Origin of the sequence: Sphingomonas sp. PvP056, assembly GCF_040549155.1 — a bacterium.
Lineage (GTDB): Bacteria > Pseudomonadota > Alphaproteobacteria > Sphingomonadales > Sphingomonadaceae > Sphingomonas.
Genome location: NZ_JBEPST010000004.1, coordinates 249,913 through 273,233, shown reverse-complemented (window position 1 = coordinate 273,233; position 23,321 = coordinate 249,913). Strand labels below are relative to the sequence as shown.

General features: G+C 65.5%; 25 protein-coding genes, 1 tRNA gene and 1 pseudogene. 16 read left to right on the top strand and 11 right to left on the bottom strand.

The window, feature by feature from the left end:
• Nucleotides 1-9: 9 nt before the first annotated feature.
• From ABIC17_RS11870 to ABIC17_RS11845, 6 genes are all read right to left on the bottom strand, one after another.
• Entirely contained in the window at nt 10-1,740 is a 1,731-nt protein-coding gene (locus tag ABIC17_RS11870; RefSeq protein WP_354282021.1) for a peptidoglycan D,D-transpeptidase FtsI family protein, read from the bottom strand.
• Nucleotides 1,737-2,393: a hypothetical protein gene (locus ABIC17_RS11865; protein ID WP_354282020.1), complete on the bottom strand. Its 657-nt coding sequence runs from the start codon at nt 2,391-2,393 to the stop codon at nt 1,737-1,739. Before ABIC17_RS11865 ends, ABIC17_RS11870 begins: the two co-directional genes overlap by 4 nt.
• Complete coding sequence (gene rsmH, locus ABIC17_RS11860; RefSeq protein WP_354282019.1) at nt 2,393-3,373, bottom strand: 16S rRNA (cytosine(1402)-N(4))-methyltransferase RsmH; 981 nt, start codon at nt 3,371-3,373, stop codon at nt 2,393-2,395. The genes ABIC17_RS11865 and rsmH overlap by 1 nt, the downstream gene beginning before the upstream one ends.
• Nucleotides 3,334-3,834 carry a division/cell wall cluster transcriptional repressor MraZ gene (locus tag ABIC17_RS11855; protein ID WP_354282018.1) on the bottom strand — a complete coding sequence of 167 codons (501 nt, stop codon included), beginning with the start codon at nt 3,832-3,834 and terminating at the stop codon, nt 3,334-3,336. Before ABIC17_RS11855 ends, rsmH begins: the two co-directional genes overlap by 40 nt.
• A gap of 363 nt (nt 3,835-4,197) precedes the next feature.
• On the bottom strand, nt 4,198-4,515 hold the full coding sequence (locus ABIC17_RS11850) for a hypothetical protein (protein WP_354282017.1): 318 nt from the start codon (nt 4,513-4,515) through the stop codon (nt 4,198-4,200).
• Nucleotides 4,516-4,565: 50 nt separating this feature from the next.
• Nucleotides 4,566-5,558 (bottom strand): cysteine synthase A, encoded by a 993-nt coding sequence (locus ABIC17_RS11845; RefSeq protein WP_354282016.1) that lies wholly within the window; start codon nt 5,556-5,558, stop codon nt 4,566-4,568.
• A gap of 159 nt (nt 5,559-5,717) precedes the next feature.
• Between ABIC17_RS11845 and ABIC17_RS11840 the strand changes: the two genes are divergently transcribed.
• The 4 genes from ABIC17_RS11840 to aat all read left to right on the top strand — a co-directional run bounded on the left by ABIC17_RS11840 (nt 5,718) and on the right by aat (nt 9,036).
• Nucleotides 5,718-7,004: a Y-family DNA polymerase gene (locus ABIC17_RS11840; protein ID WP_354282015.1), complete on the top strand. Its 1,287-nt coding sequence runs from the start codon at nt 5,718-5,720 to the stop codon at nt 7,002-7,004.
• Nucleotides 7,005-7,105: 101 nt separating this feature from the next.
• Entirely contained in the window at nt 7,106-7,483 is a 378-nt protein-coding gene (locus ABIC17_RS11835) for a hypothetical protein (RefSeq protein WP_354282014.1), read from the top strand.
• Between the two features lie 66 nt (nt 7,484-7,549).
• Nucleotides 7,550-8,275: a ParA family protein gene (locus ABIC17_RS11830; RefSeq protein WP_354282013.1), complete on the top strand. Its 726-nt coding sequence runs from the start codon at nt 7,550-7,552 to the stop codon at nt 8,273-8,275.
• The gene (gene aat, locus ABIC17_RS11825; RefSeq protein ID WP_354282012.1) at nt 8,272-9,036 is read left to right on the top strand and encodes a leucyl/phenylalanyl-tRNA--protein transferase; all 765 of its coding nucleotides are present in this window, start codon (nt 8,272-8,274) and stop codon (nt 9,034-9,036) included. The genes ABIC17_RS11830 and aat overlap by 4 nt, the downstream gene beginning before the upstream one ends.
• A gap of 35 nt (nt 9,037-9,071) precedes the next feature.
• Here aat and ABIC17_RS11820 read toward each other — a convergent pair.
• From ABIC17_RS11820 to ABIC17_RS11800, 5 genes and pseudogenes are all read right to left on the bottom strand, one after another.
• Nucleotides 9,072-9,305 (bottom strand): annotated as a pseudogene (locus ABIC17_RS11820) (DUF2155 domain-containing protein); the annotation flags it as partial.
• A gap of 191 nt (nt 9,306-9,496) precedes the next feature.
• The gene (locus ABIC17_RS11815; protein WP_354282011.1) at nt 9,497-9,889 is read right to left on the bottom strand and encodes an NADH:ubiquinone oxidoreductase subunit NDUFA12; all 393 of its coding nucleotides are present in this window, start codon (nt 9,887-9,889) and stop codon (nt 9,497-9,499) included.
• A 42-nt stretch (nt 9,890-9,931) separates the two neighbouring features.
• Nucleotides 9,932-10,387 (bottom strand): DUF192 domain-containing protein, encoded by a 456-nt coding sequence (locus ABIC17_RS11810; protein ID WP_354282327.1) that lies wholly within the window; start codon nt 10,385-10,387, stop codon nt 9,932-9,934.
• Between the two features lie 57 nt (nt 10,388-10,444).
• On the bottom strand, nt 10,445-10,984 hold the full coding sequence (locus tag ABIC17_RS11805; RefSeq protein WP_354282325.1) for a cold-shock protein: 540 nt from the start codon (nt 10,982-10,984) through the stop codon (nt 10,445-10,447).
• 176 nt (nt 10,985-11,160) lie between these two features.
• Nucleotides 11,161-11,583, bottom strand: coding sequence for a regulatory protein RecX (locus tag ABIC17_RS11800; protein WP_502958456.1), 423 nt, complete (start codon nt 11,581-11,583; stop codon nt 11,161-11,163).
• 252 nt (nt 11,584-11,835) lie between these two features.
• Here ABIC17_RS11800 and ABIC17_RS11795 point away from each other — a divergent pair, with 252 nt between their 5' ends.
• The 12 genes from ABIC17_RS11795 (at nt 11,836) to ychF (ending at nt 23,285) form a co-directional block, all read left to right on the top strand.
• Entirely contained in the window at nt 11,836-13,605 is a 1,770-nt protein-coding gene (locus ABIC17_RS11795) for a fatty acyl-AMP ligase (protein WP_354282009.1), read from the top strand.
• Between the two features lie 102 nt (nt 13,606-13,707).
• Nucleotides 13,708-16,065, top strand: coding sequence for a putative bifunctional diguanylate cyclase/phosphodiesterase (locus ABIC17_RS11790; RefSeq protein ID WP_354282008.1), 2,358 nt, complete (start codon nt 13,708-13,710; stop codon nt 16,063-16,065).
• Nucleotides 16,066-16,109: 44 nt separating this feature from the next.
• Nucleotides 16,110-16,186, top strand: a tRNA-Trp gene (locus ABIC17_RS11785).
• 161 nt (nt 16,187-16,347) lie between these two features.
• Nucleotides 16,348-16,545, top strand: coding sequence for a preprotein translocase subunit SecE (secE, locus tag ABIC17_RS11780; RefSeq protein WP_354282007.1), 198 nt, complete (start codon nt 16,348-16,350; stop codon nt 16,543-16,545).
• A 16-nt stretch (nt 16,546-16,561) separates the two neighbouring features.
• Entirely contained in the window at nt 16,562-17,101 is a 540-nt protein-coding gene (gene nusG, locus ABIC17_RS11775) for a transcription termination/antitermination protein NusG (RefSeq protein ID WP_131527007.1), read from the top strand.
• 146 nt (nt 17,102-17,247) lie between these two features.
• The gene (gene modA, locus ABIC17_RS11770) at nt 17,248-18,036 is read left to right on the top strand and encodes a molybdate ABC transporter substrate-binding protein (RefSeq protein ID WP_354282006.1); all 789 of its coding nucleotides are present in this window, start codon (nt 17,248-17,250) and stop codon (nt 18,034-18,036) included.
• A 3-nt stretch (nt 18,037-18,039) separates the two neighbouring features.
• Nucleotides 18,040-18,723 (top strand): molybdate ABC transporter permease subunit, encoded by a 684-nt coding sequence (gene modB / locus ABIC17_RS11765; RefSeq protein ID WP_354282005.1) that lies wholly within the window; start codon nt 18,040-18,042, stop codon nt 18,721-18,723.
• Nucleotides 18,720-19,493, top strand: a complete 774-nt coding sequence (gene modC, locus ABIC17_RS11760) for a molybdenum ABC transporter ATP-binding protein (protein WP_354282004.1) — start codon at nt 18,720-18,722, stop codon at nt 19,491-19,493. The genes modB and modC overlap by 4 nt, the downstream gene beginning before the upstream one ends.
• 115 nt (nt 19,494-19,608) lie before the next feature.
• Complete coding sequence (locus tag ABIC17_RS11755) at nt 19,609-20,289, top strand: 50S ribosomal protein L25/general stress protein Ctc (protein ID WP_354282003.1); 681 nt, start codon at nt 19,609-19,611, stop codon at nt 20,287-20,289.
• Nucleotides 20,290-20,455: 166 nt separating this feature from the next.
• Nucleotides 20,456-21,025 carry an aminoacyl-tRNA hydrolase gene (pth, locus tag ABIC17_RS11750; protein ID WP_354282002.1) on the top strand — a complete coding sequence of 190 codons (570 nt, stop codon included), beginning with the start codon at nt 20,456-20,458 and terminating at the stop codon, nt 21,023-21,025.
• 249 nt (nt 21,026-21,274) lie between these two features.
• Nucleotides 21,275-21,889, top strand: coding sequence for a TIGR02466 family protein (locus ABIC17_RS11745; RefSeq protein ID WP_354282001.1), 615 nt, complete (start codon nt 21,275-21,277; stop codon nt 21,887-21,889).
• 295 nt (nt 21,890-22,184) lie between these two features.
• Nucleotides 22,185-23,285 carry a redox-regulated ATPase YchF gene (gene ychF, locus ABIC17_RS11740; protein ID WP_354282000.1) on the top strand — a complete coding sequence of 367 codons (1,101 nt, stop codon included), beginning with the start codon at nt 22,185-22,187 and terminating at the stop codon, nt 23,283-23,285.
• The last annotated feature ends 36 nt before the right edge of the window (nt 23,286-23,321 follow it).

The window sequence follows — 23,321 nt, the reverse complement described above, 5'->3', positions numbered from 1 at the left end:
GCAAATCCTTCATTCTGCAGTCGCGGCGGGCTTCTTGTCGCCCGTCCATACCAGCGGCAAAAGCTGCGATACATCAATGTCGCGGCTTGTGTCGGGTGTCACCCCCAGCATCGCGCCGGTCCGTGAGATCACCCGCCCGACAACCGGAGCGGCATTCCACGCTGCGGTGGTGAGGCCGAACGTCTCGGCGGTCCCGTTGGGCGAATCGAGCATCGCAACGACGACGTACCGCGGCGCGTCCATCGGGAAGGCGGCGGCAAACGTCGACACGTTCTTGCTCCGCGAATAGCCGCCTGCACCGGCGATTTCACCGGTGCCGGTCTTGCCGCCGACACGGTAGCCGGGTGCATCGCCCTTGCGCCCGGTGCCGAGCAGCACGACCAGCCGCAACAACTGCCGCATCCGCGCGCTGGTCGCCTCGGTCAGCACGCGACGTCCCTTAGGGGCAGCACCCGGTGCAACCTTGAGCAGCGTCGTCGGCCGGTAGATCCCGCCGTTGACGAGCGTGGCATAGGCGTTCGCCAGATGCAGCGGCGTGATCGCGATGCCGTGTCCATAGGCGGTCGTCATCACCGTCGTCCGGCCCCAATAGCGCGGCCAGATCGGCCCGGCACGCTCGCGCAATTCGATTGCGGGGCGTTCGCCGAAACCGAGCGCGGTGAACATCGCCGCCATCCGCTCCTTGCCCATCCGGTCAGCGATCTGCGCGGTCACGACGTTCGAGGAATAGACCAGCGTCTCGGGGATGTTGAGCCAGCGCTTGGGATCGCCGCGATCGTCGTGGATCGTGAAGCGACCGACCTTCAGCGGCTTGGTCGCGTCGAACCGCCGGGTCATATCGGTGATGACGCCGTCGTTGATCGCAGCAGCCATCGCGATCGGCTTAAAGGTCGACCCGAGCTCGTACACCGACTGGGTCACGTTGTTGCGCAGCGCGTCGCTGCTCGTGCCGCTGATCTTGTTGGGGTTGTACACCGGCAGCGACACCATCGAGATGATCTCGCCGGTATGCACGTCGAGGACGACGCCGGTCGCCGCCTTCGCCTTGAAGTTGGTCATCGCGCGACCGAGTTCGCTCTCCATCGCGGCCTGGACCCGCGCGTCGATCGACAGCGAGATCGGTTCGCCGCGGCGGCGCGGATCGCTCAACCGCTCATCGAACGCACGCTCGATCCCGGCGCGCCCTGCGATATGGGCATCGGTCGCGGTCGGGCCGATATAGCCGAGTACGTGCGCCGCCATCGTCGATTGCGGGTACAGCCGCTCGGGCTCGCGCGCGAACACCAGTCCGGGTTCGCCGAGCGCGTGGACCTTGTTGACGAGATCAGGGGATGCGTGTTTCTCGAGATAGGTGAACTTGGCGCGCATCGTCAGCTTCTGGAAATACCAGCCGGCGTCATGTCCCGGCATCAGCCGCGCGAGCGAATCCGCCAGGTCCTGCCGGTCCCCCAGCAACTGCGGCGGGCGTACGCCGATCGTCCAGGCGTCGATCGTCCGCGCCAGCGGCTGACCGTTGCGATCGAGAATGTCGCCGCGGATTTGCGGATTGACCGCGAGGTTCGCCGCACCGGCCGGAGCGCTCAGGATGCCGAGCAGCGCGATCCGGCCGATCACCAGCACGAACCCCGCCATGATCAGCAGCATCAGTATCATCAGCCGCACATGCGCGACCGCGACCAGCGCGTGGCGCTGTTCGTTACCCCGTCGCGCGGGGACCGGCCGGGCGACGAGAGTCGTCATTTACGCGATCGGGTCTCGGCGCGTGCGCCGCTGCGCAAGTCGCCCAGCATGCTGTCGTCGAGCAGCGCGCGATCGAGCATCGCCACTGCCGCACGCGGCTTGGGCGTTGCCACCGCGGCCATTGCGGTACGCCCGACCGGCGCTGCGTCGCGCGTCGGCTTGGTGCGCGGGGAAACGGGTGCCGGAACGATCGCGGCCTGAGCCCGCGGTGCGGGCACCGACGCCGGCGCGGTCTTGAGGGACACCGTCGCAACCGCAACGGCAACGGGTGCCGCCGCCGCCGTGGCGGGCACCACGGCCGCATCCGCCGCCGGGAGCGGGGCGAGCGGCTTGAACGACGCCAGTTGCGGACCGTTGGGCGAGCTCGGCTCGAGTGCCGCAAGCGCGGCTTCGTCGGCCACGAACTGTCCGGCGGAAGGGGCGACCAGCCCGAGCTTCTCGGCGTTCCACTTGTCGAGCTGCGCCAGATTGGCGCGCGTGTCGAACTCGGTTTCGAGCGCGCGAATCTCGCGTTCCGCCCGCGCGATTTCCACGACGGTGCGGTCGAGCTTCTTGCGCTCGGCGGCGACCTGCAACGGCACGAGCAGGAAGCCGAGCGCCACCGCGACGCTCGCCAGGAACCATCCCAGACTCTTCCAAGCCAGCCCCAGCATTACAACGCCCCTTCCGTCCAGGCGGTGGCACTCGTCCGTCGTGCCGTCCGCAATGTGGCTGATCGTGCGCGCGGATTGCGCGCGATTTCTTCGTCGCTCGGGCGCACGCCGCGACCGACCTGTTCGAAACTGGGAGCGTGCTTCGCCGCCACTTCGGGCAGATGCCGCGACCCCGAGGGCATTCCGCCCGAGCGTTCGCGCAGGAAGCGCTTGACCATCCGGTCCTCGAGGCTGTGGAACGTCACGATCGCGAGCCGACCACCCGGCGCGAGTACGCGCTCCGCCGCCGCCAGACCGTCCGCCAGTTCGCCCAGCTCGCGGTTGATGTGGATGCGGATCGCCTGGAAGGTCCGCGTCGCCGGGTCCTTCTTGTCATGCGCCTTATACCCGAGCGCCCGACGAACGACGTGCGCCAGCTCGCCGGTCCGCGTAATCGGCCGCGCCGCGACGATCGCGCGCGCCACACGGCGCGAGCGGGGCTCGTCGCCATATTGGTACAATACATCGGCAATCGCGGATTCGTCGGCGGTGTTGACGAAGTCGGCGGCGCTCTCGCCTTCCTGACTCATCCGCATGTCGAGCGGACCGTCCGACTGGAAGCTGAAGCCGCGCTCGGCTTGGTCGAGCTGCATCGACGACACGCCGATATCCATCGTCACGCCCTGCACCGGCACGGCATCCCGCGCGGCGAGTTCGGCTTCCAGCGCGGAGAAGGTCGCAGGCACGAGCATCAACGCGCCGTCGGACGCATCGACCAGCGCCGCGCCGGCAGCGATCGCATCGGGGTCACGGTCGAACGCAATCACGCGTGCACCGCGCGCCATCATCCCGCGGGTATAGCCGCCCGCGCCGAACGTCGCGTCGACGTGACATTCGCCGGGAGCAATCGCGAGCGCGTCGATCACTTCGTCGAGCAGGACGGGGACGTGGGGAGCCTCGCTCACAGGGCCACTCCCTTGGTCTTGCAGTGATAGCGGCATGCCGCCTGCATCACCGGATCGACATCCGCGGCGTCGAGCAACGTCTTCGGGTCCCAGATCTCGATCCAGTCGAGCGTGCCCCAGAAGAAGGCGTGCTCCCCGATCCCGGCATAGTCGCGCGGGAAGCCGGGCATGATGAAGCGCCCCGAACCGTCGAACGGAACCGGCTCGCCACTCGCGCCGCGGCGCTTGAAGTTATAGTTGGGCTCACCGTCCGCAGCGGTATGCGCGGCTTCCCGCGCATCGAGCTGGGCGCGCAGGATCTTCACGTAGGCCGGGTCGTAGGCGCGCAGGCATTTGTGCTTGGGATGGACACCGACGATCACCGTCCCGCCATCCTTGCCGTCGGGGCGCGGCGCATTGGCTGCCAGCGTCGCTCGGAGAGAAGCAGGAATCGCGACCCGGCCCTTGTCATCGACAAGGCCAAGACCGTCACCCTGATAATCTCCGCGTTCGTCCACGCTTACCCCGCATCAAGCGGGCGAACCTCCCCCGGTCCGGGAAATGCATTCCTGCGTTTCCCAGTGCTGCAAAATGCAGGCGAGATCGGGCTGCCCCTGTTGAATCAGAGGTACCACGGGGATAGCCGGGGATACAAGGGGAAACCCGGGGATGGAGCGGGCCGCGGAGCTAATCCCACGGTTTTCGGCGCAAATTTATCTACATTAATTCAAGCCGTTCCCGCTGTGTTCGGGCAACGCGTGCGATGACGGGGGCGAATCCCCCCGCAATCGGTTGCCGTGGCATGTTTTCCCGTGATTTCCCCGACCCGCCCCAGCCGTGAACCGGCCAGTCCCGGCCCGCCCGATTTCCCCGTCCGGCAGTCACTGCTGCGCGGCACCCTGCGGCAACATCGCATTGTCGATGGCAGTAGCGTTTTCGACTTCGGCACTCGGCGCGACGCCGAGTTCGGCAAGCGGTTCCTTGTTGGCGGCAGTACCGCTCGACCCGGATGCACCCGACACGATGTTGGCGACGACGTCCTCGCGCGCGCTGCCGATCGCCACGACCTGACGGTCATGGTTGGCGGTTGCGAAGATGGCGGCGGCAAGCCCGATAAATAGCAAGACCGCGGCGAGTCCGATCATCCCGACCCGGAACCGCTGCGTCGTTTGCGCTGCGTCTTGTGCAATGATTTTCATAGGCTGTGGTATAAATGTAACGTCATCGAACGTCTTTGTCGATGCAAAGCTCAATCCACCGCGAGCCATGCCGGGACAACCAGCCCCTTCGCCTCCAGCCATGCCCTGTTGTACAGGGTCGAGAGATACCGGAAACCGGTGTCGCACAGGATCGTGACGACCCGCGATCCCGGCCCTAGGTGCCGCGCGAGCCGGACCGCGCCCGCCACGTTGATGCCCGACGACAGGCCAAGACAAAGCCCCTCCTCCGACAACAACCGCGTCACCCACTCCATGCCTTCGGCATCGGAAATGCGGAATTGCGTGTCGATCGGCGCGCCTTCCAGATTGGCGGTGATCCGCCCCTGCCCGATCCCCTCCGCAACCGAGGACCCCTCGGACTTGAGCTCGCCATGCGCGTAATACTCGTAAAGCGACGCACCGTGCGGATCGGTCAGCGCGATGCACACCGATTCGTCATGCGCCTTCAGCCCCATGCCGACCCCGGCAATCGTCCCGCCGGTACCCGCCGCACACGTGAAGCCGTCGATGCGCCCGTCCATCTGGGACCAGATTTCCTCGCTCGTTCCCGTCACATGCGCGCGGCGGTTGGCAATGTTGTCGAACTGATTGGCCCAAACCGCATTGGGCGTTTCCTCGGCGATCCGGCGCGACGTGTGCACGAAATGCCCGGGGTTCGAATAGGGCGCGGCGGGCACCAGCACCAGTTCGGCCCCGAGCGCGCGCAGCGTGTCCATCTTCTCGCGGCTCTGCGTCTCGGGCATGACGATGATCGTCTTGTAGCCCTTGGCATTGGCGACGAGCGCAAGCCCGATCCCGGTGTTGCCCGCGGTCCCCTCGACGAACGTCCCGCCCGGCGCGATCGCCCCGCGCGCTTCCGCATCCTCGACGATGCCGAGCGCGGCGCGATCCTTCACCGACGCGCCGGGATTGGCGAACTCGCACTTGCCGTAGATTTCCGCGCCGGCAGCTTCGCTCGGTCCCTTCAACAGGACGAGCGGGGTATTGCCGATCAGGGCGAGCGTGTTCGATGTCGTGTGCATAAGGGGTTAGCTATGCGTCCGGGTGCCCAGCCGCAAGCAAGCTTCGCTTTGCCGCGGGTGAACGGCGCTACGGCACGCGCAAGATCCCTGTCCCGCACACCGATGTTCTGGTATCGTTCCGCCATCATGGCCACCGCCCCCGAGTCCCTGACCACTGCGTTGGCATTTCCCCCACGCCCGCTGCGCTGGCTGTTTCTCGACCTCAACAGCTATTTCGCGAGTGTCGAACAGCAACTCGACCCGACCTTGCGGGGCAAGCCCGTGCTCGTCGCCCCGATCGACAGCGATACGACCGTGGCGATCGCCGCGAGCGTCGAGGCGAAGCGGTTCGGCATCAAGACCGGCACGCCGGTATGGGAAGCCAAGCGGCTGTGCCGTGACCTCATCATCACGCCCGCCCGCCACGACAAATATGTCGAATTCCACGATGCGATCGTCGCGGAGATCTGGCGGCACATCCCCGTGACCAAGGTTTGCTCGATCGACGAAGTCGCATGCCGGCTGCTCGACAATGAGAACAGCGTCGCCGCCGCGACCGCGCTCGCGCACCGGATCAAGGCGGGGATCCGCGCCAACATCGGCGATTGCATGACGAGTTCGGTCGGGATCGCGCCCAACCGCCTGCTCGCAAAACTCGCGTCCGATCTGCAGAAGCCGGATGGTCTCGTCATTCTCCACGCGGAGACGCTCCCGCAGCGGCTCTACGACCTCCAGTTGCGCGACATCAGCGGGATCGGCGCGAAGATGGAGCGCCGCCTCGCGCAGGAGGGGATCAACGACATCCGCCAATATTGCGAACGACGCCCGCGCGATGCGGGCAACGCCTGGGGCGGAACCAACGGCGATCGCTTGTGGTATCTGCTCCACGGCGTCGACTTGCCCGAAAAGGCCACGCAAAGCCGCTCGATCGGCCACAGCCACGTGCTTTCACCGGGCAAGCGCAGCGCGGTGCCGGTGCGGCTGACCGCACGCCGCCTCGCGCTCAAAGCCACCAGCCGCCTGCGTCGCAAGGCGTATCGCGCGCGCCTGCTCGTGCTCCATGTGCGGTTCGAGGATGACAAGTCGACGTGGCGGTGCTCGATCAAGCTGCCGGCGACGCAGGATAGCTTCGTCGTCCTGGCGGCGCTGGAAACGCTGTTCCCGCGACTGGCGGCGGCGGGCAAAGCGCGACCGGGGGACTTTCAGGTCCGCATGGTCGGCGTCACGCTGGGGGAAATCGAGCCCGTCGCCGGCGAACAGGAATCGTTGTTCGGTTTACTCGACCCCGATGACCCCCTCGCCCGCGAAACCCGTACGCTTGCGCTCAGCCGTGCGATGGACCGGATCAACGAAAAGTTCGGTCGGCACGCGGTCAGCCTCGGACCGCAAAACGGCGGAAGGATTGACCGAATAGGCACCAAGATCGCCTTTGGTAGAATTCCCGATCTCGATGAATTCCATGAGTAATGGTGGCGCTACCACGAAATAATTGCTGCAGTGCGTTAGAGTGGGAACCGCCGCTGCCGTAGGGTCTTGACGGTCCGTACCGCGTGCGCGAAGAAAATTGGATGCTCAATCGACTCCTCCCCGCCGCTGCCGTCGCGCTCCTTGCGCTGTCGGCCTGTGACAACAAGCCAACCGAGGTCAGCTCGGTTGCCCCGGACCCCTTGGCCGCAGAGATCGCCAATCGTGCGCCGGTCGAACTGCCGCCTGCGATCAAGAAGGAAGCGACGTTCCGTTGCGCCGACAACAGCCTTGTGTACGTGACCTTCTTCGAGGGCGACAAGCAGGCGCTGGTCAAGGCGACGCAGACCGGCACCCCGGTCAAGCTGACCGCCGAAAAGGCGGGCGACCCGTTCAAGGCCGATGGCTATGAGATGACCGGAACCGTCAAGGCGGTGACGCTGACTCAGCCGGGCAAGCCCAAGCAGCTCTGCGACCTGTAACGCTCCTTCATTGCGCGCATCGTCGGCATCCGGCACGATGGCCATTCCTGGGCGAAGGGCTTACCGGTGTCGACGATCGCGATTTACAGTCTCAAAGGCGGCGTCGGAAAGACGACGATCGCGGTAAATCTGGCGTGGTCCGCGGCCATCCAGTCGTCGCGCCGCACGCTTCTGTGGGATCTGGATCCGCAAGCTGCGAGCAGCTTCCTGCTGTCGCCAGGCGCCGATCAACCCAGACGTCACCCCCACGCGCAATCGATCTTCGTCAAGGATGGGACACCCGATCCGCTGATCCAGCAGACGGCAATCCCACGGCTCGACCTGATCGCCGCTGACGCGTCGCTTCGCGGGCTCGATCTGCTGTTCCACGAAATGGACAAGAAGAAGCGCCTGCAAAAGCTGTTGAGCGGGCTTCGCAAGACATATGACCGAATCCTGCTCGATTGCCCGCCCGGCCTGACCGAGACGACCGAACAGGTCATGCGCGCCGCCGACCTGATCGTGGTGCCCGTCATCCCCTCCCCTTTGTCCGAACGCGCGCTGGCCGACGTGATCCGGCATCTGGGCGGCAGGACCGACGTGATGCCGGTACATTCGATGGTCGACGGTCGCCGCAAACTCCATGCCGACGCGCTGGCGCGGAATCCCGACTGGCCGGTCATCCCGACCGCGAGCCTGATCGAACAGGTCACCGCCCGCCGCGCACCGATCGGCAGTTTCGCGCCGCGCTCCGCCGGCGCCGCCGCATTCTCGCAGCTATGGCAGGCGATCGAACGCCGTATCGCCGCATGACCAGTTCCCCGTCACGCGAGGCACCCGTAGTGCCGTTCGAACCGCTCGACCCGCAAATCGTGCTCGGCGCCTATGCGGTCGGCGTGTTTCCGATGGCGGACAGTCGCGATGCGGACGAGATCTACTGGGTCGAACCGCAGGATCGTGCGGTCCTGCCGCTCGACGGATTCCATCTGTCGCAATCGCTTCGCAAGACGATCGTGCGCGAGCGCTTTCGCGTCACCGTGGATCAGCGGTTCGGCGCGATGATGCGGCTCTGCGCCGAATCGGTCCCCAACCGCCCCGACACCTGGATCAATCCGCACATTGAGGACGTCTTCAACCGCCTGCACGCACTCGGCTTCGCGCATTCCGTGGAAGTCTGGGACGGCGATACGCTCGTCGGGGGACTGTACGGTCTTGCGCTCGGTCGCGCCTTCTTCGGGGAAAGCATGGTCAGCCGGGCGCGTGATGCATCCAAGGTAGCCATCGCCTGGCTCGTCGCGCGGCTTCAGGTCGGCGGGTTTACGCTGCTCGACTGTCAGTTCATGACCGAGCATCTGGCGTCGCTCGGCGCGGTCGAAATCCCGCGCGCGGCTTATCTGGTGGAATTGTCCGAGGCGCTTTCGGGCGTGATCGGCTCGGATGCTTCGGCGTCGGGCGTCGGCGACTTCTTCGCGCTCGACCGCGGTGCCGTAGCACCGGAAGCGGCCCCCGCGGCAGTCGACTCCGGGCCGCCCTCGGGGAAGGTCATCGCGCAGCTCTTGACCCACACGTCATAGATCGGATGCTGGACGACGTTCAGGCCGGGCCGCTCCTTGAACAGCCAGCCTGAAAAGACCCGCCGCCAGACTTTGTCGGTCCCCGACACGTCGACCTGGACGAACGCGCCGGTGTAATGCTCCTGCTCCCACGGTGCGGTCTGCTCGCACGCCTTCAGGCGCAGCACGACGTCGCCCACCCGCAGCGTCTGGCCGGGTTTGAGCGTCGCATCACGCGCAATGCCGTTCCGCTTGTTGAGGACGCCGAGCGTCGCGACGCGCTCCGCCATCGGGGTCGCGCCAAGGCTGGGGTCGACCCCGCCCGCCACGTCGACGGTCACCACGGTTTGCCCGCTCGTGTCCGCATCCAGCGCGGTGTCGGCGGTTTCGGTCGGGGTCGGGGCGGGAGCATCCTGCGCTCGGTCGCACCCCGTTGTCGCCAGCAGCGCGGCCACACCGGCCGCGCCCAGCGCGCGCCGGATCACGCGTCCGGCGTCCAGGCTTCGTAATCCCCGGTCGCCTGCGCGCGAACACCGCCCTTTTCCATCGCACCGCTCGGGCGATACGCTAGCGCAGTGCCCGTCATGTTGGGTTCGGGCGGAAGCTGCCAAGCGCGCGGCGCGGGAAGCGAGCGTTCCGGCACGTCGGCGACCTGATGATGCAGCCAGCTAAACCATTCGGGTGCGATCCGGCTGGTATCGTTGATACCGTTATAGATGACCCAGCGCCGCGGATTGCCCGCAGTATCGCGTCCGCCTTCGTAATAGACGTTGCCGAGCGAATCCTCGCCCATCCGCGCCTTGCCGCGAAGCCCGAATGCGGTGCCCCAGCTCGCGCCGGTCCACCAGGTGAAAGGATTGAGATTGATGCCCATGCGGTAGCGCTTAGCGCGCCACGGTGCTGCCATCAACCGCGATCAACGCGCCTTCGGTGCCGTCCAGCTGACTCGATCGCCTTCCTTGATGCCGAGATCGAGCGAACGGCCGCCGCGGAGCTCCAGCACCGCGCCGACGGGTTCGCCCGACGCGACCGGGACTTCGGACTGGGGAATGGTGTTCTCGGCGATCCGCGCGATCGTCCGGTCGGGGCGAATGAAGATGATGTCGAGCGGTGTCGGCGTATCCTTCATCCAGAAGCTCGCTTCCTTCGGTTCGCCCGTCGGTGGATACGGTGCGAACAGCATCCCGCCGTTCTCAGGAATGTCGGTGCGGAACATCAGCCCGCGCCGCTGTTCTTCCTCGGTCGTCGCGGATTCAACGAGCAGACGGTGCGGGCCGTTCGCGCTCGTCACCGTTACCGCGACCATGCCCGCCGCGGCTTCGGCCTGACCCGCGGCTTCCTGCTCGGCGGCAGGTGCGCAACCACCGCTCATCGTCGTCAGCAGGATAAGGCCGATGACGGCAGTTGAACGCCTAAACATACGCAGGTCCTAGATCTTCGGTTCGACCGTTACCGCCAGCGGTCCCTTCTCTCCGGACACCATGCGGGCGGAAAGTACCTGTCCTGGCTCGACTTCCTCGAAACCAGCACGGCGCAAGGTCTCGACATGGACGAAGATATCGCCCGAATTGTCTTCGCGCACCAGAAAACCGTAGCCTTTGAGACGATTGAACCACTTCACCGTAACAGGTTCGTACGGCCCCGCCCCTTCGATCAGCGCCGACGGATCGGGCCGTTGCGGTTCGCTGCGCACCTTCGGCGGCGGTTCGACCGCGTTGGTCAGGTCGATCGACAGGATTTCGCTGGCCTGCAGCCCGCGCTCGCGCAAGGACGCGATACATTCGAGCCGCGCACCTTCCGGCAAACTGCGCCGCCCATGCGGGCGCAGTACCGAAAAGTGAATCAGAATATCGCCAATCCCATCTTCGTCGGCGACAAGAAAGCCAAAACCCCGAGTCATGTCGAACCACTTGAGAACGCCTGTATAGCGCCGTGAGTCTTCGTTCACGATGCCGGCTTCATCATTCATTCGACCCTCGCGATCCAGCTCCCCATACGCCGGAATCGGTTCATCACGCATGTTAGAAAGTCCCCCGCTCAGGCCCATAGCATGAGTTCGGGCCCGATCCATAGGCCCGACGTACCCGGACCACTATTCTTGTTACATACGCGTTTAAAGTAATATTGAGTATCAGTATCGCACAACTATTCAAATGGGTCGAAACTTTCCCCCGGCGCAAGGCTCGCAATCTTGCGCGCGATCGTAAAGCCATGACCACCACGGATCATCGCCGCGATTTGTTTCTCCCGCATCGGAGCATCGGCCTGCTGTAGCGCGAACGGTCCGATTCGACGGCGTTTCGCAAAAGCCAGTGCCGTTTCCAATGCGCGATCTTCGACTTCTGGCACGATCGCGGCGCTATCGGCCTCATCGAGACCGGCTTCGCGTAGCGCGCCCGCCACGCGACGCTGCCCCAGACCGCGCCGCCCCATCGCGGCCGCGCGCGCCTCGCCGAAGGCACGATCGTCGATATAGCCCAGTTCGGCGAACTTCTCCGCGATCGCGACGGGGTCGCGGTGGGCCCCTTCCCACCCGCGTTCGCGGATCTTGCGCTGCAGATATGTCACCAATTTCGCACGCGTCGTTGAAAATCGCTCGACATAGCGTAAGGCGAGCCGCTCCAGTGCGCCGCTATCTAGCGGAGGGACTGGCTTTTTCTCCCGCTTTCGGGTTTGGTTCTCAGGGCGCTGGTACATGACGCCATCATTGTGCCACACTCGAACCGGATTTTGAACGCTTGGCATAAGCAGGGGTGCTTGCCGAAAGGGACCATAAGCGTGGCCGAAATAATAGAGCCACGATCGAGGGCGCAGATACAGATGACAGTTGACGTTGCGGGCACGCAGGACCTCGAGGCCGAAACGCCGAAGCCGGTCGCTACGCCCACCGAAGATTCGCTCCCGCGGCGATTCGCCGATTTTGAAACGCTTGGGGCGGCGCTGGATTACGCTGCAACAGGTCAACGCGGGCTTAATTTTCACGACGCACGTGGGTCGCTGACCCGCGCCTATCCGTTTGCCGAACTGCGCGACGATGCGATCGCGATGGCACGCCGGCTGGTCGCCGCCGGGATCAAGCCCGAGGACCGCATCGCGATCGTCGCCGAGACCAGCCCCGACTTCGCGGCGCTGTTCTTCGGCGCGGTCTATGCCGGCGCATGGCCGGTCCCGCTGCCGCTGCCGACATCCTTCGGCGGACGCGATTCCTACGTCGAGCAACTGCGCGTCCAGCTTTCGAGCTGCGAGCCGGTGCTGCTGATCTACCCGCCCGAACTCGCGCAGATGGGGGTCGATGCGGCCCGCGCTGCCGGCACCGATGGAATCGATTGGTCCGAACTCGTCCAGCGCCCCGCACCCGACGTCCAACTCCCGCAGGCCACCGGCGATCAGGTCGCGTACCTGCAATATTCGAGCGGCTCGACCCGCTTCCCGCACGGCGTCGCGATCACGCATCACGCACTGCTCAACAATCTGACCGCCCATGCGTACGGCATGCAGCTGGTCGAAGCGGACCGCTGCATCTCGTGGCTGCCGTGGTATCACGACATGGGCCTCGTCGGCTGCTTCCTGTCGCCGGTGGCCAACCAGGTCTCGACCGATTACCTGAAGACCGAGGATTTCGCCCGGCGTCCGCTCGCATGGCTCGACATGATCAGCCGCAACGACGGCAATTCGATCAGTTACTCGCCGACCTTTGGCTACGACATCTGCGCGCGCCGCATGTCGAGCCAGACCAAGGCGTCGGAACGCTTCGACCTGTCGCGCTGGCGGCTAGCAGGCAATGGCGCGGACATGATTCGCCCGGACGTGATGCAGTCGTTCGTCGACGCCTTTGCGGACGCAGGCTTCAAGGCAAGCGCATTCCTCCCGAGCTACGGCCTTGCCGAGGCGACGCTCGCGGTGTCGATCATGCCACCGTCCGAAGGAATTCGGGTCGAACTGGTCGAGGAAACGCAATTGTCCGGCGTCGCGGCTGGCGAGGATCGCCCGCAGCGTTATCGCGCGATCGTCAATTGCGGCAAACCCGTGAAGGACATGACCGTCGAGATCCGCGAAGAGGACGGCACCCCCCTGCCCGAACGCGCGATTGGCAAGGTGTGGTGCTCGGGCCCGTCGCTGATGGTCGGCTATTTCCGCGACGACGCCGCGACCGACGCATGCATGGTCGACGGCTGGCTGGACACCGGCGACATGGGCTATCTGTCCGATGGTTACGTCTACATCGTCGGCCGTGCCAAGGACATGATCATCGTCAACGGCCGCAACCACTGGCCGCAGGACATCGAGTGGGCGGTCGAGCAATTGCCCGGCTTCAAGGCGGGCGACATTGCCGCCTTCGCGATCACCACCCCCGGCGGCGAGGAAACCCCTGCGGTCCTGGTACAGTGCCGCAGCTCTGACGATGCCGAACGCGTGCGCTTGCGCGAAGAGATCCGCGAGCGGGTCCGGTCGGTCACGGGGATGAACTGTGTCATCGAATTGATTCCCCCGCGGACGCTGCCGCGGACCAGTTCCGGTAAATTGAGCCGTGCAAAAGCGCGGAATTTGTACTTGAGCGGGGACATCAAACCCTACGATCTGGCAGCATAACGCGGCACAACGCGGCAGCGCGAAGGTATAATGCGGTTAAATCTTACCTTCGCGACTGCATTATAACGAACTGCTAACCTTACGGGTCCTACGACGGGCGGTGTGAACGCTCCGCCCTCCTCCCAATTTGCCGAGCCGCGGATCGACGTACAGGCCTTGCTTGGCCTGCAGGATCCCGCGGACGCGACCGATTGGGGTCCGATTCGCGCCGCACAGCTTCATGCCGGGAGCAAGCTCGCCAGCTTTCTCGTGATCGCAAACGGGATCGGGGCGGTGCTGGTCGTGGCGATCCTGTCGCACACCGTCCCGCTCTGGCCACTGGCAATCTGGGGTGCGGTGACCACGCTCGCCAGTGTCGTGGTGGCAGTTCGACGCCATGCGTCGCGACACCGCTCCGCCTATTCGGCACGGCTGAACGACATTCGCCAGACCTTGCTCGACGGCATTCTGCTCGGGGTCGTCTGGTCGATCCCGCCGATCTTCACCGGACTGCGCGGCGACACCGCAACCGCGCTGTATCTGTGCGTCGCGCTGTCGTTGCTGATGACGACATCCGCCATCGCCATCGCCGCGCTGCCGCTCGCAACGCTGAGTTTCCTCGCGATCCTGGGGGGCGCGACCGCGGCGATGATGCTGCTGACCGAAAGCCCGCTGCTCGTGCCCGCGGTGCTTGCGTTCACGGTCGTCCTGATGGTGACGTGCTTCACCCGTGCCAAGGCGCTCGTCCTGTTGCGCGCAAGCGAGATCGCGATCGCCGAACGCGACGAGACCGTCAGCCTGCTGCTGCGTGAGGCGGAGGAACATTCGTCCGACTGGCTGTGGGAAACCGATGCGTACCGCCGCGTCGTGCGCGCTTCGCCGCGCTTTGCCGCTTCCGTCGGGCTCGACGTCGAAACCGTGAATGGAAAGTCGCTGCTCGAGGTGCTCGCCGGGCCGACGTGGAAGGCGAGCGCGTTCCCGCCCGAACTGCGCCAGCTCGCCGAATTCCTGAAAGGGCGCGACGCCTTCCGCGGCCTGGTGCTGCCGGTCAAGGTCGGCTCCAGCGAACGCTGGTTCGAGATCACCGCCAATCCCCGTTATGACGAACGCGCGGTGTTCATCGGCTTTCGCGGGGTCGGATCGGATGTGACCGAACAGCGCGCGTCAGCCGACGAGATCAACCGGATGGCACGCTTCGATACGCTGACCGACCTCCCCAACCGCTTGTTGATCAACGAAACGCTCGCCGACGCGATGGCCGACGCCGCGAAATGGGGCAGCCGCTGCGCGTTCATGATGATCGATCTTGACCGGTTCAAGGCGGTCAACGATACGCTCGGCCATCCGGTCGGGGACCGGTTGCTCGGGCGCGTCGCGGAACGGCTGGCGCTGCTGATGACCGACAATGAGATCATCGGACGTCTGGGTGGGGACGAGTTCGCGGTGGTCGTGCGCGACGCAGGCGACTCGGCGCGGGTCGAGCGGCTCGCTCAGACGATCGTCGATGCCCTGGGGCAGCCGTACGACCTGGACCAGCACACGTTGTACACGGGCGCCAGCGTCGGCGTCGCGATCGGTCCGCGTGACGGACGGACTGCCGAGATGCTGATCCGTTCCGCCGATCTCGCGCTGTACCGGTCCAAGGATGCGGGCGGCGGCACCTATCATCGCTACGAACCACAACTCCATGTCGTTGCCGAGGAACGGCGCATCTTGGAACAGGCGCTGCGCCATGCGCTGAGCAACGACGAACTGCACATCTGCTATCAACCGGTCGTCAATTCCATGACCGGTAGGCTGATCGGGTTCGAGGCGCTGGTCCGCTGGACGCATCCCGAACTGGGCGTGGTCTCCCCCGACAAATTCATCCCCTTGGCGGAAGATGCGCGGTTGATCGCGCCGATCGGCGAATGGGTGCTTCGCGCCGCGTGCAACGAGGCGGCGCGCTGGCCCGGCACCGCGCGAATCGCGGTCAATGTCTCGGCCGAACAACTGCACCACCCCGGCTTCGTCGCGATCGTCGCATCGGCGCTGAGCACATCGGGGCTGCCCGCGCGGCGGCTCGAACTCGAAGTCACCGAGAGCGTCTTCATGCGCGACGATACGACCGCTGTGAAAGTGCTCGACCGGATCCTGGCGCTCGGGGTGCGGCTCAGTCTCGACGATTTCGGCACCGGCTATTCGTCGCTCGGCTATCTCAGTCGCACGCGCTTCTCGACCATCAAGATCGACCGCAGCTTCGTTACCGACGCGTCGAAGGGCGTACGCGAGGCGATCGCGATCGTTCGCGCGGTCATCGCGCTGGCGCAGAGCCTCGGCATGACCACGACCGCGGAAGGCGTGGAAACCGAAGAGGAATATCGCATGGTCCGCGACCTCGGCTGTACCAAGGTGCAGGGCTATTATTTCGGGCGCCCGCTGCTGGTCGAGGATGCGCGCGATGTCGCATTGCGGGCGGCACAGGATCTCGCGATTGCTTGATCCGCTTGCGATCCGCAAAATGTCGCGATAAGGAAGCCCTCGATAGGGGTGTAGCTCAGTTGGTTAGAGCGTCGGTCTCCAAAACCGAAGGCCCACGGTTCGAGTCCGTGCTCCCCTGCCACTTTCCAGAATCACCGCCTTTCTCGCGCCAGCTTGATTTCGCAGGCGGTGCGGATTAGGGTCGTTTCATTCCGAAATTGGGAATGACCGTCATCGGCCCTTCACAGGGCCGGGCAGCGGGCCCATGTCCCATCCTTCGGCGAAAAACACGAGTGCAGCACAGTGGCGAAGACGACTCCTCTCGAATTCATCCGTCAGGTTCAGGCCGAGACCAAGAAGGTCGTGTGGCCGACGCGGCGCGAAACGCTGATGACGGGGCTCATGGTTGTGATCATGGCCACGCTGCTGGGCGTCTTCTTCTTCGTCATCGACACCACGTTCGAGACGATCGTCCACCTGCTGCTGACCCTCGCGAAATAACGGACAGACAGACGACATGGCACGTTGGTACATCATCCACGCCTATTCGGGTTTCGAGGGCAAGGTCCGCGACGCGATCATGGCGGAGGCGACCCGCATGGGGCTCGAGCAGCTCGTCGAGCAGATCGAGGTTCCGACCGAGACCGTGACCGAAGCCCGCCGCGGCAAGAAGATCGCGGTCGAGCGCAAGTTCATGCCGGGCTACGTCCTCGCCAAGCTCAACATGAACGACGACGTCTATCACCTCGTCAAGAACACCCCGAAGGTGACCGGCTTCCTCGGGCCGAACGGCAAGCCGCAGGCGATTCCGGAATCGGAAGCTGCCCGGATGCTCAGCACCAAGGACGAAGCCGCCGCCGCTGCGCCCAAGCAGAAGGTCAAGGTCGACTTCGAGATCGGCGATTCGGTCAAGGTGCTCGACGGCCCGTTCGCGAGCTTCAACGGCATCGTCGAGGAACTCGATTTCGACCGCAGCCGCGTCAAGGTGTCGGTCTCGATCTTCGGTCGCGCCACCCCGGTCGAACTCGAATTCGAACAGGTCGAACGCAGCAAGTAAGTCATTGTGATGCCAAGCGTCTGTGCCGCCTTCTGGGGGTCGGTCGCTTGGATTTCCTCCTGCCATGCGCGCGCCCGGCGGCAGGCCCTAGGCGTGATCCCCGATCAGCCATATATGCTCCGATACCATCGCCGATCGGACCCAGCATGAACCGCCGCACCCTGATTTCTGCGCTCGGCGCGTTCGCCCTCGCCGCCGGTGCGACCGCGGCACCCGCCGCTCCCCCGCCCGCTACACGTGCAACGATCACCGTCTTTGCGGCGGCATCGCTGACCGATGCGCTCCAGGCCGTCGGCAAGGCCTACACCGCGCGGACCGGCGTCCCTGTCCGCTTCTCGTTTGCGTCCAGCAGCCTGCTCGCCCGCCAGATCGAATCGGGGGCGAAGGCGGACATGTTCGTGTCGGCGGATCTGGCGTGGATGGATCACGCGCAAAAGGCGGGTCGGATCGACGCGGGTAGCCGCCGCACGTTGCTGCGCGGCCGCCTCGCGCTGATCGCCCCTGCCGATTCGCGCGTCACGGTCCGTATCGCGCCGCGCTTCCCGCTGACACAGGCGCTGGGGGCGAATGGCCGCCTTGCGGTCGGCGATCCGGCCTATGTCCCCGCGGGCATCTACGCGCAGACCGCCCTCACCCGTCTCGGCGTATGGCCGTCGGTCCAGTCGCGGCTTGCGCGCGCAGACAATGTCCGCGTCGCCTTGTCCTACGTCGCGCGGCACGAAGCCCCGCTCGGGATCGTGTACGAGACTGACGCCCGCGCCGAACCCGGCGTCCGGATCGTCGGCATCTTCCCCGAGGCGAGCCACCCCGCGATCGATTACCCGGCTGCGCTCGTCCGCGGTGCCACTCCCGCGGCGCGCGGATTCGCCGCCTATCTGCAAAGCCCCGCCGCGAAGGCGACGTTCCGGCGCTACGGCTTCCGGACGTTCGGCTAGCGTGTGCTGACCGCGACCGAATGGGAGGTCCTCGCGCTCAGCGTGTCGATCGCGGGGCGCGCGGTGCTGTTCGCCCTGCCGCTCGCGCTGATTGCGGGATGGCTGATGGCGCGGACGCGCTTTCCCGGCCGGACGCTGCTGGATGCCGTGCTGCATTCGTCCTTGTTCCTGCCGCCGGTGGTGGTCGGCCTCGTGCTGATCCTGCTGTTCGGCAATGACGGACCGATCGGGGAGGTTCTGGCACGGTTCGGCATCCGGCTGATCTTCACCGCCAACGGCGCGGCGCTGGCCGCGGGCGTGATGGCCTTCCCGCTGATGCTGCGCGCCTGCAGACAGGCGATCGAAGCGGTCGATCCGCGGATCGAGGCGGTCGCGGACAGTCTCGGGGCCGGGTTCTGGGATCGGACCTTTTCGATCACGCTACCGCTCGCCGCACCGGGCCTGATCGCCGCCGCGGTGATCGGCTTCGCCGCGGCGCTCGGGGAATTCGGTGCGGTAATCACCTTCGCCGCCAATATCCCCGGCGAAACGCAAACCCTCGCGCTCGCGATCTACGCCGCCCTCCAGCAACCCGGCGGCGAGGCGGTGGCGCTGCGGCTCGCGGGAATCTCCTTCGGCGTCGCGATCGTCGCGCTGTTATCGTCCGAGGCCTTGCTCGCTTACGGTCGACGGCGGAGCGGGCAATGATCTCTGTCGCGATCCACCGTACCCTCGGCGCGTTCGATCTCGACGTCGCGTTCGAAGGCCCAGCCGACGGCGTGACCGTGCTGTTCGGCCCATCGGGCGCGGGCAAGAGCGCGACCCTTGCGGCGATCGCGGGGAGTGGCGCTATCGATCGTGGGCATGTTGTGCTCGGATCTCGTGTCCTGTTCGACAGCGCCACACGCGTGAACGTCCCACAGCGCGCACGCCGGATCGGCTGGGTCTTCCAGGATGCACGGCTGTTCCCGCACCTGCGTGTCGAGGCGAACCTGCGCTACGGTATGAGGCGGGCATCCGGCGTGCAGCGAATCGACTTCGACCATGTCGTCGGCGTGCTCGACATCGGGCATCTGTTGCGCCGCGGGGTGCGCGACTTGTCCGGCGGCGAGCGCCAGCGCGTCGCGCTTGGCCGGGCGTTGTTGAGCCAGCCCGAACTGCTGCTGCTCGACGAGCCACTCGCTGCGCTCGACGGCGGCCGCAAGGCCGAGGTGCTCGCCTATATCAAACGCCTCAAGGCCGACTTCGCATTGCCGATGCTGTATGTCACGCACAGCCCGGACGAGGTTCATGCCGTGGCGGACCATGTCGTCATGCTGGACCACGGGCGTGTCGTGACCACGGGCCCATCCACGATCGTCCAGGGCGCCCGGATCGGCGCAACGATTGTCGGGCACGACGAACACGGCCTGCTGTTGCGCGTACCGCACGGAAAAGCCGCCCCCGGAACGACGCTGGACCTAATGATCGACCGCTGATCATCGCCCCCATATTGCGTTTTTCGCCGCCTTCCCCTATGGCGCGCGCTTCGGTCAGGGTCATCCCTGGAGGCTTGGCCGGAACATACCACTTCCAGTATTTCGGAGCATTGCAATGAGCGAACAGATGACGCTCGCAGCCGAGACGCGCGAACAGGTTGGCAAGGGAGCCTCCCGTTTGCTTCGTCGTGAAGGCCGCGTCCCCGCCGTAATCTACGGCAACAAGCAGGAACCCCTGTCGATCCACGTCGAGGAAAAGGCGCTGATGCGTCTGCTCAACACGGGTCACTTCATGAATTCGGTCGTCATGGTCGGCGCCGGTGGCCAGCAGGTTCGCACCCTGCCGAAGGACGTCACCTTCGACGTCGTCACCGAGCGTCCGGTCCATGTCGACTTCCTGCGGATCGGCGCGCATTCGACCGTCACCGTCGCGGTTCCGGTCGTCTTCACCGATGAAGACGATGCACCCGGCATCAAGCGGGACGGCGGCGTGCTCAACGTCACGCGTCACGAAATCGAAGTCGTCTGCGACGCAGCCGAGATCCCCGGCGAGATCACCATCTCGCTCGCAGGCCTCGAAGTCGGCGCATCGATCCACATTTCGGACGTGAAGCTGCCCAACGGCGTCGAGCCGTCGATCGCCGACCGCGACTTCGCGATCGCGACGATCGTGCCGCCGACGGTCCCGACCGCAGCGGACGAAGAGCTGGAAGCAGCGGTTGCCGAAGCGCAGTCGTCTGAAGCCGAAGCCGAAGCAGCAGGCGAAGCCGCTGCCGAGGACGACAAGGCCGAATAAGCCGGTCTGCCCCTCCCTGCTTGCAGGGACAGGGCTGGAAAAAGGGACAGTCTGCGGCGCGAGCGTCCGGCGGGCTGTCCCTTTTTTTTGGAATTGACGATGGTGCGTCTCCCTGCCCGTTCGGTTCGAGCGGCACGAGAGATACAGCGGGCGGACAGGACACGACATGCAACTCTGGGCCGGTCTCGGAAATCCCGGTGCGCAATACGCACTCAACCGGCACAATGTCGGGTTCATGGCGGTCGACACGATCGCCGAGATGCATGGCTTCGGCAGCGTCAAGAAGGCGTTCCAGGGCTGGACGCAGGACGGCCGGATCGGCAGCGAGAAGATCCTGCTGCTCAAGCCCGCGACCTTCATGAACGAAAGCGGCCGCAGCATCGGCGAGGCGATGCGCTTCTACAAGCTGACCCCCGCCGACGTCACCGTCTTTTATGACGAGCTCGATCTCGACCCGTTCCGCGTCAAGGTGAAGACCGGCGGTGGTGCCGCCGGGCACAACGGCATCCGCTCGACCGCGCAGCATATCGGCGAGGAGTTCCGCCGCGTGCGGATCGGGATCGGGCATCCCGGGCACAAGGACAAGGTGTCGCCCTATGTGCTGGGCAATTACGCCAAGACCGAGATGGACCCGTTGAGCGACGTGCTCGGCGCGATCGCGGCGGAGGTGTCGTGGCTGGCGGCGGGGGACGACCAGCGGTTCATGAGCGACGTGGCCTTGCGGCTGGCGCGGTAGGCTCACCCGTTGCGCTTCCCCCTGTAGTTCTTCCCCGGCGAAGGCCGGGGCCCAGTCGCGCAGGTCGAAGTAACAACGCGCCGCCGCCGCCATGGTCCGCCCTCTGCTGGGCCCCGGCCTTCGCCGGGGAAGCGCGAAGAGAGGAAACCGCCGCCACCTAAAATGACCCGCGAAAGAAAAAGCGCCCCCACCATCCGCCCGCGCAACCGATCGCTTGGCAACGGCGGCGCACTGGAGGATAGGCGAGTCATGAAAACCTCCCCCGTCCGCAGCCTGTTCGCCACGCCCTTCTACGACGGCAAATTGAAGGACGCGGCGCTTGTGGCCGAGCTCGACCGGTCGTGCCGGATGCTCGCGGAGGATGACCGCGCGGGACGGACCTGGTCCAAGGCGCACGGCTATCGCGGCTACACCTCCTACGCCTCGCTCAACGACTTGCCGATGCGCGACCCCGCGTTCGGCGATCTCGTCAAATTGCTCAACAAGCATGTCGCGAAGTTCGCCGAGGCGTGCGCGTTCGATCTGCAAGGCGGCAAACTCAAGCTCGACAGCTTGTGGGTCAATGTAATGAAGCCGGGCGGCACGCATTCGGGGCACGTCCATCCGCACAGCGTGATTTCGGGGACGGTCTATATCGCGGTGCCGGACGGCGCAGGGGCTTTGAAACTCGAGGATCCGCGACTGCCGATGATGATGGCCGCCCCGCCGCGCCAGCCCGATGCGCGCGAGGACCAGCGGACCTTCGTCTATGTCGAGCCCGAAGCGGGGAGCATGTTCCTGTGGGAGAGCTGGCTCCGCCACGAAGTCGCACCGGGGACGGCCAAGGCCGAGCGGATCAGCATCAGCTTCAACTATCGCTGGTGATGTTTGGCGGGATGGCTTTACCGTCACCCCTCACCCCAAAAACTCCCGTCATGCTGAACTTGTTTCATCATCCACCGTGCGACAAGCACGGTCCGGGATCGCGGAGGGCTGGATCCTGAAACAAGTTCAGGATGACGGACGGTTTTGCAGAACTCTCGCGAAGATGGAAATGACGAGAGTACGGCATGGACACCTCTTTAGTCCAAAGCCTGTTCCCATTCCCGACACGCTGGCATTCCGCCGCGCAACGGCCTATCGCCCACGCTTCACATCATAACGCGCTTCAAGGACCATCATGGGATTTCGCTGTGGGATCGTCGGGCTGCCGAATGTCGGCAAGTCGACGCTGTTCAATGCGCTGACGCAGACCGCGGCGGCGCAGGCCGCCAATTACCCGTTCTGCACGATCGAGCCCAACGTCGGCAACGTCGGCGTGCCCGACGACCGGCTGTCCAAGCTGGCGGCGGTCGCGGGGTCGGCCAAGATCATCGAGACGCAGCTCGGGTTCGTCGACATCGCCGGGCTGGTGCGCGGCGCGTCCAAGGGCGAGGGCCTCGGCAACCAGTTCCTCGGCAACATCCGCGAAGTCGACGCGATCGTCCACGTGCTGCGCTGCTTCGAGGATGACGATGTCACCCACGTCGAGGGCAAGGTCGACCCGATCGCCGACGCCGAGACGGTCGAGACCGAGCTGATGCTGTCCGATCTGGAAAGCCTCGAAAAGCGCGTCCCCAACCTCGCCAAGAAAGCGACGCAGGGCGACAAGGAAGCCAAGATCGGTGCCGCCGTGCTCGGCCAGGCGCTCGAACTGCTCCGCGAAGGCAAGCCCGCACGGCTGACCGTCCCCAAGGATGAGGACGAAGCCCGCGTGTTCGCACAGGCGCAGCTGCTGACCGCCAAGCCGGTCCTCTACGTCTGCAACGTCGAGGAAGCGAGCGCCGCCGAGGGCAACAGCCAGTCCGCACGCGTGTTCGAAAAGGCCAAGACCGAGGGCGCGCAGGCAGTCGTCGTCTCCGCCGCGATCGAGGCCGAGATCGCGACGATGGACGCCGAGGAACGCGGCGAGTTCCTGTCGGAACTGGGCCTTGAGGAAACCGGCCTCGCGCGCGTCATTCGCGCCGGGTACAAATTGCTCTCGCTGCTGACCTTCTTCACGGTCGGTCCCAAGGAAGCGCGCGCCTGGACGGTGCATGCCGGGGCCAAGGCGCCGCAGGCGGCGGGCGAAATCCACACCGACTTCGAACGCGGCTTCATCCGCGCCGAGACGATCGCCTATGACGACTATATCGCGCTGGGCGGCGAAACCGGTGCGCGCGACGCGGGCAAGCTGCGGCAGGAAGGCAAGGAATATGTCGTCCACGACGGCGACGTGCTCAACTTCCGCTTCAACGTGTGATGTTGCCGGGCGAACGCCGCGCGCGTAATGATGCGC